Source organism: uncultured Gimesia sp. (assembly GCF_963972345.1).
GTDB lineage: Bacteria > Planctomycetota > Planctomycetia > Planctomycetales > Planctomycetaceae > Gimesia.
The window spans coordinates 1-16556 of the sequence record NZ_CAXAVM010000038.1 but is presented as its reverse complement, the minus strand read 5'-3'; the positions used below and the strand labels follow the sequence as shown (position 1 = coordinate 16556).

The 16556-nt window shown below is 52.6% G+C and carries 12 protein-coding genes; 8 read left to right on the top strand and 4 right to left on the bottom strand.

The window, feature by feature from the left end; all coding sequences use genetic code 11:
* Positions 1-5: 5 nt before the first annotated feature.
* Positions 6-2351 (bottom strand): primosomal protein N', encoded by a 2346-nt coding sequence (priA, locus tag AACZ40_RS09015; RefSeq protein ID WP_291177842.1) that lies wholly within the window; start codon positions 2349-2351, stop codon positions 6-8.
* A gap of 282 nt (positions 2352-2633) precedes the next feature.
* Here priA and nadD point away from each other — a divergent pair, with 282 nt between their 5' ends.
* The 6 genes from nadD (at position 2634) to AACZ40_RS08985 (ending at position 9488) form a co-directional block, all read left to right on the top strand.
* The gene (nadD, locus tag AACZ40_RS09010; protein WP_291173433.1) at positions 2634-3236 is read left to right on the top strand and encodes a nicotinate-nucleotide adenylyltransferase; all 603 of its coding nucleotides are present in this window, start codon (positions 2634-2636) and stop codon (positions 3234-3236) included.
* A gap of 382 nt (positions 3237-3618) precedes the next feature.
* Entirely contained in the window at positions 3619-4818 is a 1200-nt protein-coding gene (locus AACZ40_RS09005; protein WP_291173430.1) for an iron-containing alcohol dehydrogenase, read from the top strand.
* Positions 4806-6056 (top strand): PQQ-binding-like beta-propeller repeat protein, encoded by a 1251-nt coding sequence (locus AACZ40_RS09000; RefSeq protein ID WP_291173427.1) that lies wholly within the window; start codon positions 4806-4808, stop codon positions 6054-6056. The genes AACZ40_RS09005 and AACZ40_RS09000 overlap by 13 nt, the downstream gene beginning before the upstream one ends.
* An 80-nt stretch (positions 6057-6136) precedes the next feature.
* Positions 6137-7447: a coproporphyrinogen-III oxidase family protein gene (locus AACZ40_RS08995; protein ID WP_291173425.1), complete on the top strand. Its 1311-nt coding sequence runs from the start codon at positions 6137-6139 to the stop codon at positions 7445-7447.
* Between the two features lie 66 nt (positions 7448-7513).
* Positions 7514-8050, top strand: coding sequence for a hypothetical protein (locus tag AACZ40_RS08990; RefSeq protein ID WP_291173423.1), 537 nt, complete (start codon positions 7514-7516; stop codon positions 8048-8050).
* Positions 8051-8195: 145 nt separating this feature from the next.
* The gene (locus tag AACZ40_RS08985) at positions 8196-9488 is read left to right on the top strand and encodes an NAD(P)/FAD-dependent oxidoreductase (RefSeq protein ID WP_339674116.1); all 1293 of its coding nucleotides are present in this window, start codon (positions 8196-8198) and stop codon (positions 9486-9488) included.
* A gap of 106 nt (positions 9489-9594) precedes the next feature.
* Here the strand turns inward: AACZ40_RS08985 and AACZ40_RS08980 are convergent, their stop codons facing one another.
* The 3 genes from AACZ40_RS08980 to AACZ40_RS08970 form a co-directional block, all read right to left on the bottom strand.
* On the bottom strand, positions 9595-10440 hold the full coding sequence (locus tag AACZ40_RS08980) for a DUF1080 domain-containing protein (protein ID WP_291173417.1): 846 nt from the start codon (positions 10438-10440) through the stop codon (positions 9595-9597).
* A gap of 269 nt (positions 10441-10709) precedes the next feature.
* Positions 10710-11735: a GTP cyclohydrolase FolE2 gene (gene folE2, locus AACZ40_RS08975; protein WP_339674113.1), complete on the bottom strand. Its 1026-nt coding sequence runs from the start codon at positions 11733-11735 to the stop codon at positions 10710-10712.
* A 381-nt stretch (positions 11736-12116) separates the two neighbouring features.
* The gene (locus AACZ40_RS08970) at positions 12117-13124 is read right to left on the bottom strand and encodes a tetratricopeptide repeat protein (RefSeq protein ID WP_291173412.1); all 1008 of its coding nucleotides are present in this window, start codon (positions 13122-13124) and stop codon (positions 12117-12119) included.
* Between the two features lie 701 nt (positions 13125-13825).
* Here AACZ40_RS08970 and AACZ40_RS08965 point away from each other — a divergent pair.
* Together AACZ40_RS08965 and polX are read left to right on the top strand one after the other, a co-directional pair.
* On the top strand, positions 13826-15022 hold the full coding sequence (locus tag AACZ40_RS08965; RefSeq protein ID WP_291173408.1) for a hypothetical protein: 1197 nt from the start codon (positions 13826-13828) through the stop codon (positions 15020-15022).
* Positions 15023-15162: 140 nt separating this feature from the next.
* The coding region (gene polX / locus AACZ40_RS08960; protein WP_339674107.1) for a DNA polymerase/3'-5' exonuclease PolX at positions 15163-16556 on the top strand (1394 nt) is incomplete at its 3' end.

Here is a 16556-nt window from a genome sequence, read left to right as displayed (position 1 = left end):
ACCGGTTATCGCATGTTAACCGGATCGACATCGATGATATATTCGATTCCTTTTTCGCGAGGCAGTTTATCTTCCACCTCATGCCAGAGCTGCAGGATCTGTTCGACATCAATTGCCGCGAGTTGAAAATGATAGCGGAAGTACTTTTTCAGCCGGATAATCGGAGCCGGTGCCGGCCCCAGAATCTGTACCTGCAGCTGCTTCGCGTTCGCTGCATCACTCAAAACTGTTGCCAGTTCACGGGCAAAGTGTTCGACATGTTCTTCCTGTGGTCCGCGCAAAATCACCCGTGCGTAATGGGAAAACGGAGGCGCCAGCATCTCTTTGCGGTGCCCCAGTTCCAGCCGGGCAAAGCCGAGGAAATCGTGTTCCGACGCTTTCACAATTGCAGGCTCCGTCGGCGAAGAAGACTGCACGAAAACGCGTCCCCCCTGCATTCCCCGCCCCGTGCGCCCCGCGACCTGCGCGATCAACTGGAACGTGCGTTCGGAAGCAAACAGGTCGGGTTGGTGCAGCATCGTATCGGCATCCACGACTCCCACCAGCGTCACATTCGGAAAGTCCAGTCCCTTGGCAATCATCTGGGTTCCCAGCAGGATATCCACTTCCCCACCGGCAAACGCATTTAACACGCGCGCATGGCTGCCGGTGCCGCGCATCGTATCGCTGTCCATCCGCTGACAAGAATAACCGGGGAACTTGGCTTTGACCTCTTCTTCCAGTCGTTGCGTTCCCGCTCCCACGAATCGGAGCCCCGGCGCACCACAGCCAGGGCAGTTCGTGGGTGGTTTGGCGGAAAAATCACAACTGTGACACACCGCCAGATTCTTATCGCGATGCCAGGTGAGTGAAATTTCACAATGCGGACACTTCACCGAATTCCCGCATCCCTTACACCACAGTGCCGGCGAATAACCACGCAGATTCAGAAACAGAATCACCTGCCCGCCGGCCCCCAGCGCATGTTGCATTCCGGTAAATAACACGCGTCCGATCGACTCATTGCGTCTGATCTGGACGTCATTTCGCACATCCACAATATTCACACCCGGCATCGGCAGATCATTGACACGACGGGGCATGGAAATCAGCGTGTCTTTTTTCTCAATCACCCGTAACCACGAATTCAATGTCGGCGTCGCGGACCCCAGTATTAACGGGACACGCTCCAGTTCAGATCGCTTGCGGGCCACTTCCCGCGCGTGATAGCGGGGGGCGGTCTCCTGCTTGAAGGACGTTTCGTGTTCTTCATCAATGATAATCAAACCCAGATGCGGTGCCGGGGCAAAGACTGCACTGCGGGCACCGACGATCACCTGCACCTTGCCGGCAGCGATATTCTGCCAGTGATAATGCCGGTCACTGTCGGTTAAATGGCTGTGTAACACGGCCACCGAATCGAAGCGGGAACGAAACCGCTGGATTGCCTGAGGCGTCAGGCTGATTTCCGGAACGAGCACAATCGCCTGCTGTCCGTAGCTCACCACTTCGCGAATCGCCTGGATGTAAACTTCGGTTTTGCCGCTGCCGGTCACGCCGTGCAGCACAAAGGTCTCACTCTGCTGAGCACGAATGGCTGTCAGAACCTGGTCCAGGGCGAGTCGCTGATCTCGATTCAGCTTGAGGTCATCCTGTTTCTGAATATGCGCGTGCACGACATCGTCATCATTTTCAAAGTACTGCATCCGTTTCTGGTGACTGCTGATTAAAGATTTTTTTTTCAGCGAAGTCACCGGACCGGAACCACATTCGGCCAACTGCGTGAGTTCTTCCATCGTGAGTGGCCTGGCAGCTGACTTGAGTGCCTCATAAACGGCGCGTTGTTTCGCGGGCAGTTTCTCAATGGCCTCTGTCTGTGGCACCTCTGTCTGTGATGTTCCCCCAGGAGCAGTGGGCACCACTTCAAACACCGTCACCATCCGGGTCCCGGCCTGGTTTTTGACTCCCGCGGGAACCACGCAGTCCAGCACCTGTCCCCAACTGCAGAGATATCGATCGGCAATCCAGCGCGTGAGTTTCAGCATTTTGGCATTGAACAACGGGCGACTGTCCAGAATGGCTTCGACCGACTTCAGACGCACGCTGGGCAGATTCTCATCACCAGGCCCCACGCCCACACAATAACCGGGCGCCAGCTGGTTTCCTCTGCCAAAGGGGACCTGCACCCGATGTCCTGCCCGCAGCAGCGGTCTCAGTTCTTCTGGTACTTTGTAGTGAAACACCCGATCGACGGGGCGGTTCAGAACGATTTCCGCCAGGTACAGATCCTGTGCCGACTCCCGTTCCCAGGGCATGGGATTCTCGGGAAGCTCTTCTTCTTCAAACAGGCTCTGTTGCTTCGGTTTACTCATCACGCCAGCTGGATATACTAGGGGAGTGTCATTTTTAAATTTTGGGTTGATAGATATCACGAGAGTGCGACAACGGAGCACGTCAACAACACCCCCAACCCTCAATTTCTAGCTTGACAAAGCACTAGGGGAAAGGGTTCTTTTGTTTTGTAACTCTTTCCCAGGCTGAACTCAACAAACAATCTCGACTATCGAGATTTCACAATAAAAGATTCCTCGACTTCCATCTGAATGGTTCTGAACGACAGACCTGACTGGAATGCGGGATAGAAAAGATAAATAATGCGGATTGGAATATTAGGTGGGACGTTCGACCCTGTGCACAATGCACATCTCCTGATGGCAGAACAGTGCCGCGAACAATGCCAACTGGATCAGATCTGGTTCATCCCCGCCGGTAACCCGCCTCACAAGGAAGTCAAGCATGTCACTTCCGGCAAACAGCGACGGGAAATGCTCGACTTCGCAGTTGCCGGTCACCCCGCGTTTCTCATCAAAGATCTGGAACTGCACCGTGAGGGACCCAGTTATACGGTGGCAACACTGCAGGAACTGCAGGCCCTGCACCCGCGGGACGAATTCTTTCTCATCATCGGTGCAGATTCGGTCAGAGACCTGCATACCTGGCGCGAACCGGAAGCCATTCTGGAACTGGCCAGCCTGATCGGCGTCAATCGCCCTCACATCAGTCTACCAGATTTGACCGAGTTAAAACAGAAATTCGGTGAATCCATCGACAGGAAAATCTCCTGGGTCAGCATGCCGGGCATCGAAATTTCCTCAACCGACATCCGCCAGCGAATTCACGAAAACAGAAGTGTCCGCTATATGACGCCGCGCTCGGTCGAAGTTTATATCCATAATAACAGACTGTATTTAGAGTAAGATTTCCCTAAACTTGGATTTTCACTTCGCTTATGAGGAGGGAACACTTATAAATCAGTGCTGACTACTGGAAATTCCTGTCGGTTTCGATCAGAATTAGTCAATCGCCACGCGCTTTGGTTTTTTAAACGATGCCCACAGTACCACCTCGGTGTTAAATAGAGTCAGAATGGGAATGGACTGTCTGCGTTTTGAATCTGCATTTTGAAATTGAGTACCCGCTGAAACCTGCCTGAAAATCTCGCCAGATATTATTGAGACAACTTTGATCCTGTTCATCAATGACATCACCAGAGAATCGGATTAAAAATTAAACCTGTCAGTGTAGCTCATCACTCGGCCTGACCTACCTGACAGAATTCGCAAGGAAAATATGGTTGTCATGGATTCGAAATCTACAACGAAGCTCAATACAGAACTGGAAGAAGGAGCCTCGCTTTCCGCCTTTGATTACGAACCCAGAACACGCATTGTGTTCGGCAGTGGTTCACTGAGCCGCCTGGGAGAACTCGCTTCAGCAGAAGGGGCCAAACGCGTTCTGCTGGTCACCGACAAAGGACTGGCAGCCGCCGGACACGAAGCCCGGGCCGTCGCCTCGCTCCAGGACAGCGGCATCGATATCACTATTTTTGATGACGTGCACGCCAATCCCACCACCGAAGACGTCGAACGAGGCTTAAAGGTCGCCCGCCAGCATGAGATTGATCTGATCGTCGGTCTGGGCGGAGGCAGCAGTATGGACTGCGCCAAAGGCATCAATTTCCTGCTGACCAATGGCGGAAAAATAGAAGACTACTGGGGTGTCGGCAAAGCGCGCAAACCGATGCTTCCCTTAATCGCGGTTCCGACAACAGCCGGGACCGGCAGTGAAGCACAGTCTTTCGCCGTCATCGCCCACCCCGAGACGCACATGAAAATGGCCTGTGGCGATAAAAAAGCCGCCTGCCGCGTCGCCATCCTCGATCCCGAACTTACCCTGACCATGCCCCGTTCGGTCACGCACGTCACCGGCATCGATGCCTTGAGCCACGCAGTGGAAACGTTCGTCACAAAACCCCGCAACGAAATCTCACAGCTGTTCAGCCGCCGCGCCTGGACTCTGCTGGTAAACAGCTTCCCGCAGGTACTCAATACTCCCGAAGATTTGAAAGCACGCGGAAACATGCAACTGGGTGCCCACTTTGCAGGCGCCGCGATTGAGAATTCCATGCTGGGTGCCACGCATGCCCTAGCCAACCCGCTCTCTGCCCACTTTGGTCTCACGCATGGCATTGCCATCGGAATCATGCTGCCCCACGTCATTCGCTTTAATGCAGAACTCGTCGGACGACAGTACTCGCTGCTGGCCTCCGATATTGGCCTGTGTGAGCCTCAAGACCCTGCCGGCGCAGGCTTATTAGCCGAACATTTTCAGTCACTGGTCTCGCTGGCAGGCGCGCCGACCACTCTCTCTGAATGTGAAGTCGACCTGAATCTGGTCGACCAGCTGGCAGAAGAAGCCTCCCGTCAATGGACGGGCAAGTTCAACCCCCGACCCGTCGATCAATCCTCACTAAGGGATTTGTACGAATGCGCGTATTAACTCATCCCCGATCTGCAAACCGGTTCATACGGGCCCGGTACACACTGTCATTGATCGGCATGCTTCTGCTGGCCTGTTCATTCAGTGATGCGTCCGCTGCCGAACAGGCGGGCCTCACAGGCAAATCAGGGCAGGCAGCAGGCGATACTCCGCAGAAAACACCAGGGAACTGGGCTTCCTTCCGCAACGGAAAACTGCAGCAGGGCATCGCCGATTCAACTCTGCCCGCTGAACTGGAACTGCTCTGGCAGCATCCTTCTTCTGATGGCGTCGCCTCCACCGCTGCGATTGTCGGAGATCGCGTTTATATGGCAGGGCTCAACGGCTATGTCGAATGCCTCGAACTCAAAACCGGAAAACCGATCTGGAAGTACCGCTCGATTGAAAATCCTGATCCCAAGGAATTTGCTCCCGGCTTTAAATCGTCGCCGCTTGTTACAGCGAAAGGCGTTTACCTGGGTGACGAAGACGGGATCTTCCACGCCATTGATCTGAAGACCGGAAAAAAACTCTGGCAGTTCAAAACTGACGCCGAGATTATCAGCAGCGCCAATATCACCGCCCACGGAAAAATCCTGTTCGGCAGCTATGACAACTCGCTGTACTGTCTCAATGAAAACGATGGCTCCCTGGTCTGGCGATTTGAAACCGACGGTTATGTGAACTGTTCCCCGGCGATCGTAGAAAATTTCACATTTGTGACCGGCTGTGATGAACAGCTCCGCGTGATTGACATCGACACCGGTAAACAGCACAGCCACATGCCCTTGGAAACCTACCTGATCGCATCACCGGCGTTAATGGGCGACAGCCTCTATGTGGGAACTTATGCCAGCGAAATCATCTCGGTCAACTGGAAAGACCTGAAAGTCGAATGGCGTTATAAAGACCCCAAAAAAGAATTTCCCTATCATTCCTCTGCTGCGGTCACCAGCGATTATGTTGTTGCGGGCGGCCGTGATAAACAGGTTCACTGCGTCGAACGCAAAACCGGAAAATCGGTCTGGGATTTTGGTACGCGGGGGCGCGTGGACAGCTCTCCGGTGATTCTCGGCAATCGCGTGTTTATCGGATCTTCGGACGATAACCTGTATGAATTGGACCTGAAGACAGGGAAGGTTATCTGGAAAAAAAATCTGGGTGATGACATCACCGCTTCCCCGGCGATTGGATCGGGACATCTGATCATCGGCACAGAATCCCGAAATGGTGCCTTGTATTGTTTCGGAAAGAAGTGACAATAAGTAATAAGCCCCGGAAACAGCAGAAACGCGGTCGCTGACTCCACTGAACATTTAATTAAAACGTTGAGAGAATTATGGATCTGGAAGCAACAGGCACTACCGAAATCGGCAGTTACTTTATCTCGAACTACCCCCCTTTCTCTCAGTGGAAGCAGGAATACGTAACTCGTATCCACGAGGTTTTGAATCAGAGTCCTGATACATCGATACCGATGGGGCTCTATATTCATATTCCTTTCTGCCGCAAACGCTGCAAGTTCTGTTACTTTCGCGTCTACGAAAAACAGAACGCCAAAACCATCGAACGCTACGTGCAGGCACTGCAGCAGGAATTCGAAATGCTGAGCCAGGTTGAAGCCATTAAGGGCCGCACCCTGGACTTCACCTACTTTGGTGGCGGAACTCCCTCTTATCTCAGTTCAAAACAGCTGCTCTCGGTTCGCGACCGCCTGTCCAGCCTGCTCTCCTGGGAAACGGCCAAAGAAGTGACCTTCGAATGCGAACCCGGAACTCTGAATCAGGAAAAAGTCGAGACACTCAAAGAGATCGGCATCACCCGCATCTCCCTGGGAGTGGAAAGTTTCAATGACAAACTGCTCGAAGCCAACGGACGTGCCCACCTCACTCCTGAAGTCTACAAAGCCTACGACTGGATTCAGCAGGTGGGTTTCCCCCAGGTCAACATCGACCTGATTGCCGGCATGATGGGAGAAACCGATGAGAACTGGTCCGAGTCCGTCGAAAAAGCCGCCGAATTCGCACCGGATAATATCACCATCTACCAGATGGAACTCCCCCACAACACGATCATCTCCAAAGAAATGAAAGAGATGGGCATCACCTCGCCCATCGCCAACTGGACCACCAAACGCCGCTGGATGAATGAAGCCATCGAAACCCTGCAGGCGAAAGGTTATCACCTCGCCAGCGGAAATGAACTTGTGAAAAACCCCGAAACAGATCGCTTCGTCTACCGTGACAACCTGTTCCGCGGCAACGACATCATTGCCACAGGTGTCTCATCGTTCGGACATATGCAGGGCGTCCATTACCAGAACCTCGACCGCCTGGAAGACTACCTGGAAACGGTCGAAAAAGGGGACCTGCCGATTAACCGTGCTCTGGAGCCTTCCGAACACCAGCGACTGATTCGCGAATTTATTCTGCAACTCAAAGAAGGTCGCGTGCTGACCCAGCCATTCAAGGATAAATTCGGCGTCGATCTCACCGAAGAATTTTCCGAAGCATTGCAAAACCAGCAGAAAGCGGGTTACCTGACTTACGACGATTCCCAGGTTAAACTGACCCGAAAAGGCATGCTACAGGCAGACAGTCTGCTGACTGAATATTTCGAACCAGAACATCGTATGGTACGATACACATAAAATTCCTATGCTAGCTGATAGCTCTACACCTCCAGATCCTCCCCTGATAAAAGAAATCATTTTCAAGTGAACCCACAAGACGAACTCGATGCACTTGTCAAATTGTTTCCCAGCGAACAACGACTGTTCGAACGGGCCGAACACGTTTCCTCTGCCAGTCTGCCGGAACCTTATAAATCGTTGCTCGCACACTATCACCACATGACTGTCACGATGGAGGAATATCACAAGACTTCTGTCGATGTCACCGTGCTGGACCAGAAACTTGATGAAAACATTTACAGCAGACAGATCCTGTTATCCAAAAGTGGCACAGACGATGTCGTCCAGTTCGGGATTGTCAGATTCAATTTTGATTATGTGACCCAGGCCGTCAAAGACGAAATCCTCGCCGGCGAAATTCCGCTGGGGCGGGTTTTAATCAACCATAACGTACTCAGACATGTCGACCTGGGAGCCGTGCTCCGTATTACAGCAGGTCCCGGTCTGTCGAAAGTCATGAAAATCGAACCAGGCCAGATAACCTATGGACGCCTGGCAACTATATTTTGTAATCAACAACCGGCAATTGACCTCTTGGAAGTTTCATCCCCGCTTCTATAACTCCCTGAAATCAGCCGGGGAATGTGTCTTCCCTAAACCAGCACGGCTTTGATCCCCAACGACTCGACCTGAACAGCGGGGGAGACGTAATCCTGAACCAGCTTGCTCGCTAACTGAATTTATACTGACTGACCAAGGGTTTTCCATGCTTGATACGGACCTGAAAGAACAGCCTGAACTCGAATCTGAATACGATGTCGTAATCATCGGAGCCGGCCCTGCAGGCTCCACGGTAGCTGCCCTGCTCGCCGAACAGGGAGGCAAAACCCTGGTCGTCGATCGCGCCCGCTTCCCCCGCTTCCATGTCGGCGAATCATTGATCCCGGAAACCTACTGGCCGCTCCAACGGCTCGGCCTGATCGAGCAGCTCAAACAGACCGCGTTTCCCAAAAAATTCAGTGTCCAGTTCGTAACGGATGAAGGCGTCGAAACGATGCCCTTCTACTTCCACGAACACAAAGACCACGAAAGCTCGCAAACCTGGCAGGTCCTCCGCGCCGAATTTGATCAGATGCTGATCAACAATGCCCGCAAACAGGGCGCGACTTTTCACAGCAGCGTGCAGGTTCTGGACCTGCTGACGCAAGGCGAACAGGTCACCGGCGTCAAAGTCAAACTGAGCAACCAGGAAACCCGCGAGATCACCGCCAAAATGGTCGTCGATGCCAGCGGGCAATCCGGATTCATTGTGAATCGACTCAAGCTCAAGGAAGCAGATCCTGTTCTGCGAAAAGGGACCGTCTGGGCCCACTTCAAAAATGCACAACGCGATCCCGGCATCGACGAAGGAGCCACGCTCATCCTGCAGACCGAAGGCAAACGGTCCTGGTTCTGGTACATTCCGCTCCCCGACAATGTGGTCAGCATTGGTTGTACCGGCGATATGAAATACATGTTCTCCAAAGAGCGAGGGAACAGCGAAGAAATCTTCTTTCAGGAAGTCGAACGCTGTATCGGCATCAAAGGCCGCCTGACCGATGCGCAGCCCGTTACCGAATTCATGACCACCAAAGATTTCTCGTATCACTCCACACAACCTGCCGGTCCCGGCTGGATGCTGGCGGGTGACGCACTCGGCTTCATCGATCCCGTTTACTCCAGTGGCGTCTTCCTGGCGATGAAATCGGGTGAAATGATCGCCGATGCCATCAACGAAGCTTACGAAACAGACGACTTTTCAGTCGAACGTCTGAGCCACTGGTATCCCGGATACAAGGAAGGCGTCGACAACTTCCGCAAACTGGTTTACGCCTTCTACACCCCCGGCTTCAGCTTCGGGAACTTCCTCAGGCAGTATCCCCAATTCAAATCCAACCTCGTCGACATCCTGATCGGCGATGTCTTCAAACCCGAAGTCGCCGAGATGTTTACCGTGATGCAGGAAGAAATCCCCGAGCTGGCGGACAAAGATGACTCCCCGGTCACGATGAAGAAGTAACAGCCCCGGCAAAGAGAGAGCCACGGCCTCTGACTCTTCATACTGCGCATCAAAAAGCCCTGCTCCGGTCCTCACCGCAGCAGGGCTGAATTCACGATGTGTGAACTTAGTCTTTCTTGTATTTGGGTGCTTCGCCCAGTGGATACAGGTCCCACTTGCGAACCCACATCTCGGCCATTTCGGTCTGCACCAGCAGTTTGCCATAATCGGGCTTGGCGTTGTATCCTGCATTTACAGTCACGCCGTTCACCTGGTATTCAATCTTGTCACCTTTACAGATGACATCCATCCGCGTCCATTCGCCGAACTTGCTTTCGACATCATCTTTGCCGCGGAAGCCAACTTTGTCTGCCCAGTCGGGGTCACGACCAAACCAGTTGATCCGACCGGAACTGAGTGTGATTTCTTCGCCGTCCTTTTTCCAGACTTTTTCACCATCGCGGTCTTTGGTGATTTTGGTGGTCAGAGAAGTCGGCAGTGTCTCACCGGTCTTGGGATCTTTCCCTGTTAAGACCAGGATGTCACCCACGCCCCCTTCGATGATCTGTGCTTCGATCGAAGCCATCCAGGTATTGCCGTATCCGCCATCAGGACCATGGCAGTGAATCAGGACGCCTGAATCGCGGGCACGGTCTTCCCGCTTGCCCCAGGTTTTTTCGCCCCACTTGAATTCGATGACCATGTGATAATCACGGTAGTCATTCTTGGTAATCAATCCGCCATAACCATCGCCGGAAATATGCAGCATACCATCTTTCACAGTGAAGATCTCACGGGGATCTTCATAGGCGGTATCGCGATTCCAGACATACAGTCCATCCAGATTCTTGCCGTTAAACAGATGAATCACACCATCTTTGGGAGTGATGACTTTGTCTTCCGCTGTTGCTCCAGCACTCCAGACAGCAGCCAGACAGACACAGGTGATCGTCAGTAGTCGTTTCAAATACATATGCGCTTTCCTGAATTAAATGGCGCCGGGAGAGAATTCCAGCTCTGCCCCGCGCTACAACAAACCCGATTGCGGGCTCAACCGAAAGTAATTTCTTTAATAAAATTAAGTTATTGGATCCAACAACTCTTGGCAAGAAGCAACCTCAAAAAACTCATCACTCGAGTCAAAATAGAAAAGCCGGGGTAACGCGGGCTTCAGTTGATTTTGCTCCCTGCCAATAAAAAAAGCCTGCACAGGGCAGGCTAGGATTGTGACTTCCACCCGGATTATGACCGATTTTTGATTGCCACGGCGGAAGCATCGTGTGGATGCAGACTTTCGAGGTGGTTGATCTCCACGCGGAAATCCTTGATACCGGCATAATGCTCCAGTGCGCCTTTCAGTTTTCGGGCGGCGTCTTCGCAGAACATCAGGTTCGCGCCGTTCAGCCGGGCAAACTCCTGTTCGTCTTGCCGTTTGACAGCCGTCTGCACCGGGGTGGCAATCACCCGTTCCAGGTAATCAATCAGCGCTGCAATCGGAAAGTCATCGACGTCACTTTCCAGTTCCACACACACGTCAGCGTGACTCCGCTGGCTGTGGGGCACTGCCAGGATCGCTTCCGGCGTTCCCAGCCACTGCACGATTTCATCGTGTGTCAGCTCGCTGCGATCGCCGAACCGATTTTCGAATGCCTGCTGGATCAACTGCCGGGAGAGAGCCGCCGAACAGGGGCAGGTACTGGAATAAGTCAGTCTGATCTGCAGCTGATGACGAAAGACGCCTTGCTGGCAGGCACTCTGAATCTTGACCGGATAGGCACGCCAGCCGGCATGATCCGAGAGTAACGCGGGGCGTTTCAGTGAATGCTCGTAGGTTAAGGTCAGGTAACTGCTGGAGCTCATATCCTGATGCGTGCGAATGAAATCCTTCAGGATATCATTGACGACAGGCAGAGTCAGTTCGGTATCCGCCAGTCGATTGTTCAGGCTCAGAAACAGCCGTGACATGTGAATGCCTTTGACGTTTTCGTCATCCAGGCTGACGGCAGCATCCGCCCGGGCCGGTGTGCGAAAGATCTCGCCCGAGGCGTCGCGCAACCGCAGAACCAGCTCCACCCCTGACATCCCCACACGTTCCAGTGTACCGCCAGCTGTAGGCAGCAGTTCATTGGCAACATCAGGCAGCAGGCTTGCTGTGGAGACCGCGCGGGAGTCTGTGGACATGACAGATTGCGTACCCTGATCAGCAGCTCCCATCTGTTTGAGATTCAGAGCATCGGAAACAAATTCAAACATACAAACGTCTTTCATTGGGCTGTCACTGCTGTTTTGCTGGTGGTACCGGATCGCGTTTTTTTGACGCGTCCCTTAAGAATCCACTTTGAGGAGTCACACACGGAATCACTCAATTGATTCAAAAACCCAGCCGGGGACAGTCTTTTAATTCATCTGAAATTCATCGAAAACATTTACTGGTACATACTATAGCAAAGTCTTACCTTTATATCATTTAGTCCCGTGTATACTTTTTTCAAGTATCAAAATTCTGCATTTACCGGCCATAAGTCGAAATAAGCCCTTTTCTGACCTGAAATTACGAATAATTCCGCAGACGGAATCCGTTCTGAATGACGGGAACAATCCTGCCGGGCAGGTGAGACAGTTGGAGTTTCCTGCCCTATACATTCGCACCTAAGGAGAACTCGATCTGGCAGAAGAAACGGAGTGCCTGGTAACGCGTTCCCAGCCTTCGGGGGGTTGCAGGGTTTCAATCGGAATCCGTTCCGGTTCCTGTCCGATAAAACCGGGGCGATGCAGAGGCGTATACATGGATGCCTGCTGAATATTGATCTGATTGGTCTGTTGGGTCAGAAAGTTTGACAGGCGATTGGTTTCAGTATGCATCGGGTTCAATGTCAGCGCCTGGGTGACCGCCGGATACACTTTCTCCATCTGATTGGCCTGCAGGCAGGCGTACGCCATCCGATACCAGTCATCAGCCGAATTCTGCTCACGATTTTTCAATGCCTGCTCCAGCGAAGCGACCGAATCCGTCCATCGCTGCTCTGCACCATAGGCGATGCCCAGCATCCACTGTGCCTCGGCTCGCTGATCAATCGTGGCACTCGTATTGTGACAGATCGGTCGCAGAATCGGTGTGGCCCGGTTTGGTTCTCCCAGCTTGATCTCCAGGCCCGCCAGTTTCAGCCGTGAGACGATGTTATAGGGTTCCACCTGCAAAACACGATGATACGTTTCCACGGCAGAAGAATTCAGCCCCGCCAGTTCCTCCAGTTCCCCTTTCAGAATCAGGGCGCGAATATTTGTCGGGTCCAGGGTCAGCCCCAGTTCCAGGTTTTTCAACGCATCCGTGTACTGTTTCTTCTCATACAGCAGATAAGAGAGGTCAATATAAGGACGTGGATCATCGGGGGCCAGAACAGTCGTCTTCTGCAATTGTTGAATGGCTTCTTCCGAGTACCCGTTGGCAATCAGAAATTCGGACAGTTGCTGTCGCACAGCGGCATTGTTGGGATTGGATGCGACAGCCTGTTTCAGCAGTTCTGCAGCCTGCTCCTGACGTCCACTCTCGGTCGCGACCCGCACCTGTTCAACCAGATCCTGCGACTCGGAATCCAGAATCGCCATTTTCTGCTTCCAGCTCACACAACTCGAACAGACAAGTATCAGCAGCGCCACACACAACCACCTGGCGCATTGCCTGAATAGCGCGTTCCGCGCGCAATCGGAGCGATTCAAGTTCGGCACACCGAACCGGGGTTCAGAAAACGTGTTGGCACAACGATCTCTCATACGCTCTGGTGATCTTCCTCCATGAAGTCACAAGCCTGAAGCGAAATTATCAGATAAAGTCCCCGCCAGCAGACAGGGTTCTGCCGGATTCAGGCCGCGGACAATACCATTTTTTTGAATTTTGGGGTAGAGGAACTCGGCTGTTTTTCAGGTGCTAACACCTCTCAGAGATTTTCCACTTTCCGGAATCCGCCCCGGTGAGATTCTGATTCACAATTTTTTTATTAAGTCTTTCCAATACATCAACTTATCATCATTTATTGATCCAAAAACCGCCATCCAATGTTCCCATCGGCGATTGAGCCTCAAATACAGGAGCAATCCCGATAAATCAGACTTTAGTTAAAATGGAGACTATCGCGAAATATTATAAATTACTGTTTAAAAACTTAGTTTAACCGACCGGAGCAACAATCCCAATCATTGACATCGGTACGATCATCTGGGTACAAAAGAGTAACTTAGGGATAAGTTTTCGATATATTGGAAATATAGAGAATCTGGCGTGATGGACTACGTCTTCTTTCGGCATGGCTTACTGCCCCTGGTCGTGCAATTGTTGAGCTCGATTTAAAAAGGTCGAATGGATGATGAGTCTTCGAAAAAAAATGAATCTGAAAAAAGTCTGTCTGACGGTCGGTTGTTTCCTGACCATTGCCATGATGTCTCTGGCTGAGTCCAATGCGGGAATCATTCCCTGGACTTATAATGCAATCTTTGGCCCAAGCCGGAACGGTCCCATGGCTTATGGTGCCGGTTACGCTCCTGCCCCCTATACCACCAACTATGGTGGATATGGCATGATGAACAGTGGCAACTGCTGTGGTCAGCCCGGCTACACAAGCTACTACGGCGGAACCATGAATAACGCCCGGTCACGGCGCAGTTCACGGGCCGCCTACCGCTGGTATCTGCTCAATAACCCGCAAGCAGTGGGCGTCAGCTACCGTAATTTTAGTGGCGGAACAGCCTATGCTTCTACCGGCAGTTATTATGGCCCGGTCGGCTGTGGATCCTGCGGAATGGGTGGTTGCGGCATTGGTGGATGTGCAACAGGCGCCTGCGGTGCAGCTGGCTGCAGTACAGGACAATGTGGGGTTTCGTATAACCCGGCCACCGCCAGTACTCCCACTCCCGATCCGAACTCGGGGAATCCTGTTCCCCCACCGCGTGAAGTGGAAAGCACCACACCCAAAACATTTGCCGATGAACCGATGAATTCCGGCAATCCAGGACCAGGTGTCGAAGATTCCGGATTCGAACAGCGACGCTACGATCGCAGTCCCATGAATTCAACTCCCATGCCGAAGGATGAAGCCAACGACCTGTTTCAACCCCCTGTGAAACCAGAGGGAGAAACTCAGCCTGTGCCGCGTGCCAATCCGATCGTGCCAGAAAATACGAGACCGGAACGCAGCCAGCCAGACTTTGGGCCTGAGAAAAAAGAAGACAGCAACGATCTGTTCGGCGGTGGAAATTCAACCGATGCCTTCAAAGTAACTCCTGATGGTAAACTTCCTGAAACCGCCATCCCCCAGAAAAAGTCGGCCCCCATTCAGGAACCGGCTATCAAAGCTCCTAAAGCAGAACAGGAAACCAACTTTCCTCCTCTGCGGGTTCGTCCTTTGAACCTGGATCAGAAAATCACCTGGAAATCAGCGCCCCGCGCAGAACGGCTGACCATTCGCACCAGCTTCTCTGCACCCCGTGTGGCCAAACAGGATGTCCCTGTGAATTCCGGCTGGTTTGCCATTACCGATTCTGCAAAAATTGCCAGCAAATAATCACAGAATCACCAAGTCTCAACAAAGTGCAAGTGCCTGACCGCCTTGCACTTTTTTTATGCGCCAATCCCGTTATCGTAAAGAGATACGATACGACAATCGGTTTCCACTCTCTTTGATCAATCATCCGGATCTGGACTATGCAAAACTCAGAAATCGCACGCCAGTTTGAGGAACTGGCAGACCTGCTGGAAATTCAAGGCGCCAATCCCTTTCGGCTTCGCGCCTATCGAAACGCCGCACGCACGATCTCGGGACTGCCGGACTCCGTACAGGATATCGTCGAATCCAACCCCGGTGAATTGCAGGAACTGCCGGGCATCGGCAAAGACCTCGCCGAAAAAATTGTCATCATTGTGGAAACCTCCACGCTTCCACAACTGGAAGAACTCAAAGAACAAATCCCCGCCGATGTCGTCCGCATGCTGGATATTCCAGGAATCGGACCGAAAAAAGTCGCCTTTCTCTTTTCTGAACTTTCCATTCAGTCTCTCGATGATCTTAAAGCGGCCGCCGAAAATGGTGTCATCGCCGAGCAGAAAGGCTTCGGTAAAAAAACAGAACAGATCATTCTGGAAGGCCTCGAACATCTCAGCCAGGCGGGTAACCGTGTTCGGCTCGCTGAAGCGAAAGCACAGTCCGATGCCATCATTCATGATCTCAGTCAACTCGACTCCGTGCAGCAGATTTCGGAAGCCGGCAGTTGTCGCAGGCGAAAAGAAACGGTCGGTGACCTGGATGTGCTCGTCACCTCCAGCCAGCCTGCCGAAGTCATGGACGCACTGGAGGCACACGAACTGGTGAATAAGGTCCTTGCCCGAGGTGATACCAAGCAGCGCGTCAGGCTTAACTCCGGCCTCGAACTGGACCTCCGCGTGGTCCCCGAAGAATCCTATGGCGCCGCCCTGCTCTACTTCACCGGCTCCAAGGAACACAATATTGTACTCAGACGCCGTTCGCAGGATCGAGGTCTCAAACTGAATGAGTACGGCCTGTTTCGCGAGGACGAACTCGTTTCCGGCAAGACCGAGGAAGACGTTTACAAAACACTCGAACTCCCCTGGATCCCGCCGGAAATCCGAGAAAACCGGTTGGAATTTGAAGCCGCAGAGAACGACAGTTTACCGGACCTGATCGAACTGAAAGACATTCGCGGCGACCTGCATATGCATACAACGGCCACCGATGGCACGGCTTCCATCCTGGAAATGGCGGAAGGAGCCAAAGCCAAAGGTTATCAATATATCGCCATCACCGACCATTCCAAACGGGTCACCATGGCCAACGGTCTGGATGCGAAACGTCTGCGGGAACTCTGGAAAGAGATCGACAAAGTACAGGACAAAATTTCCGGCATTCAGATATTGAAAGGCATCGAATGCGACATCCTCGAAGATGGCAGCATGGACCTGCCCGATGATGTCCTCAGTGAAGCCGACTGGGTGATTGCCGTGCTGCATTACGGTCTCAAACAACCTCAGAAACAGATCAACCAGCGTCTGCTGAATGCCATCCGGAATCCAAACGTCTCTAT

Coding starts and splice junctions, on each gene's coding strand:
- folE2 (WP_339674113.1), bottom strand. CDS start 11,735: ATGAAAGACGTTTGTATGTTTGAATTTGTTTCCGATGCTCTGAATCTC.
- AACZ40_RS08985 (WP_339674116.1), top strand. CDS start 8,196: ATGCTTGATACGGACCTGAAAGAACAGCCTGAACTCGAATCTGAATAC.
- AACZ40_RS08995 (WP_291173425.1), top strand. CDS start 6,137: ATGGATCTGGAAGCAACAGGCACTACCGAAATCGGCAGTTACTTTATC.
- nadD (WP_291173433.1), top strand. CDS start 2,634: ATGCGGATTGGAATATTAGGTGGGACGTTCGACCCTGTGCACAATGCA.
- AACZ40_RS09005 (WP_291173430.1), top strand. CDS start 3,619: ATGGATTCGAAATCTACAACGAAGCTCAATACAGAACTGGAAGAAGGA.
- AACZ40_RS09000 (WP_291173427.1), top strand. CDS start 4,806: ATGCGCGTATTAACTCATCCCCGATCTGCAAACCGGTTCATACGGGCC.
- AACZ40_RS08965 (WP_291173408.1), top strand. CDS start 13,826: ATGATGAGTCTTCGAAAAAAAATGAATCTGAAAAAAGTCTGTCTGACG.
- priA (WP_291177842.1), bottom strand. CDS start 2,351: ATGAGTAAACCGAAGCAACAGAGCCTGTTTGAAGAAGAAGAGCTTCCC.
- AACZ40_RS08980 (WP_291173417.1), bottom strand. CDS start 10,440: ATGTATTTGAAACGACTACTGACGATCACCTGTGTCTGTCTGGCTGCT.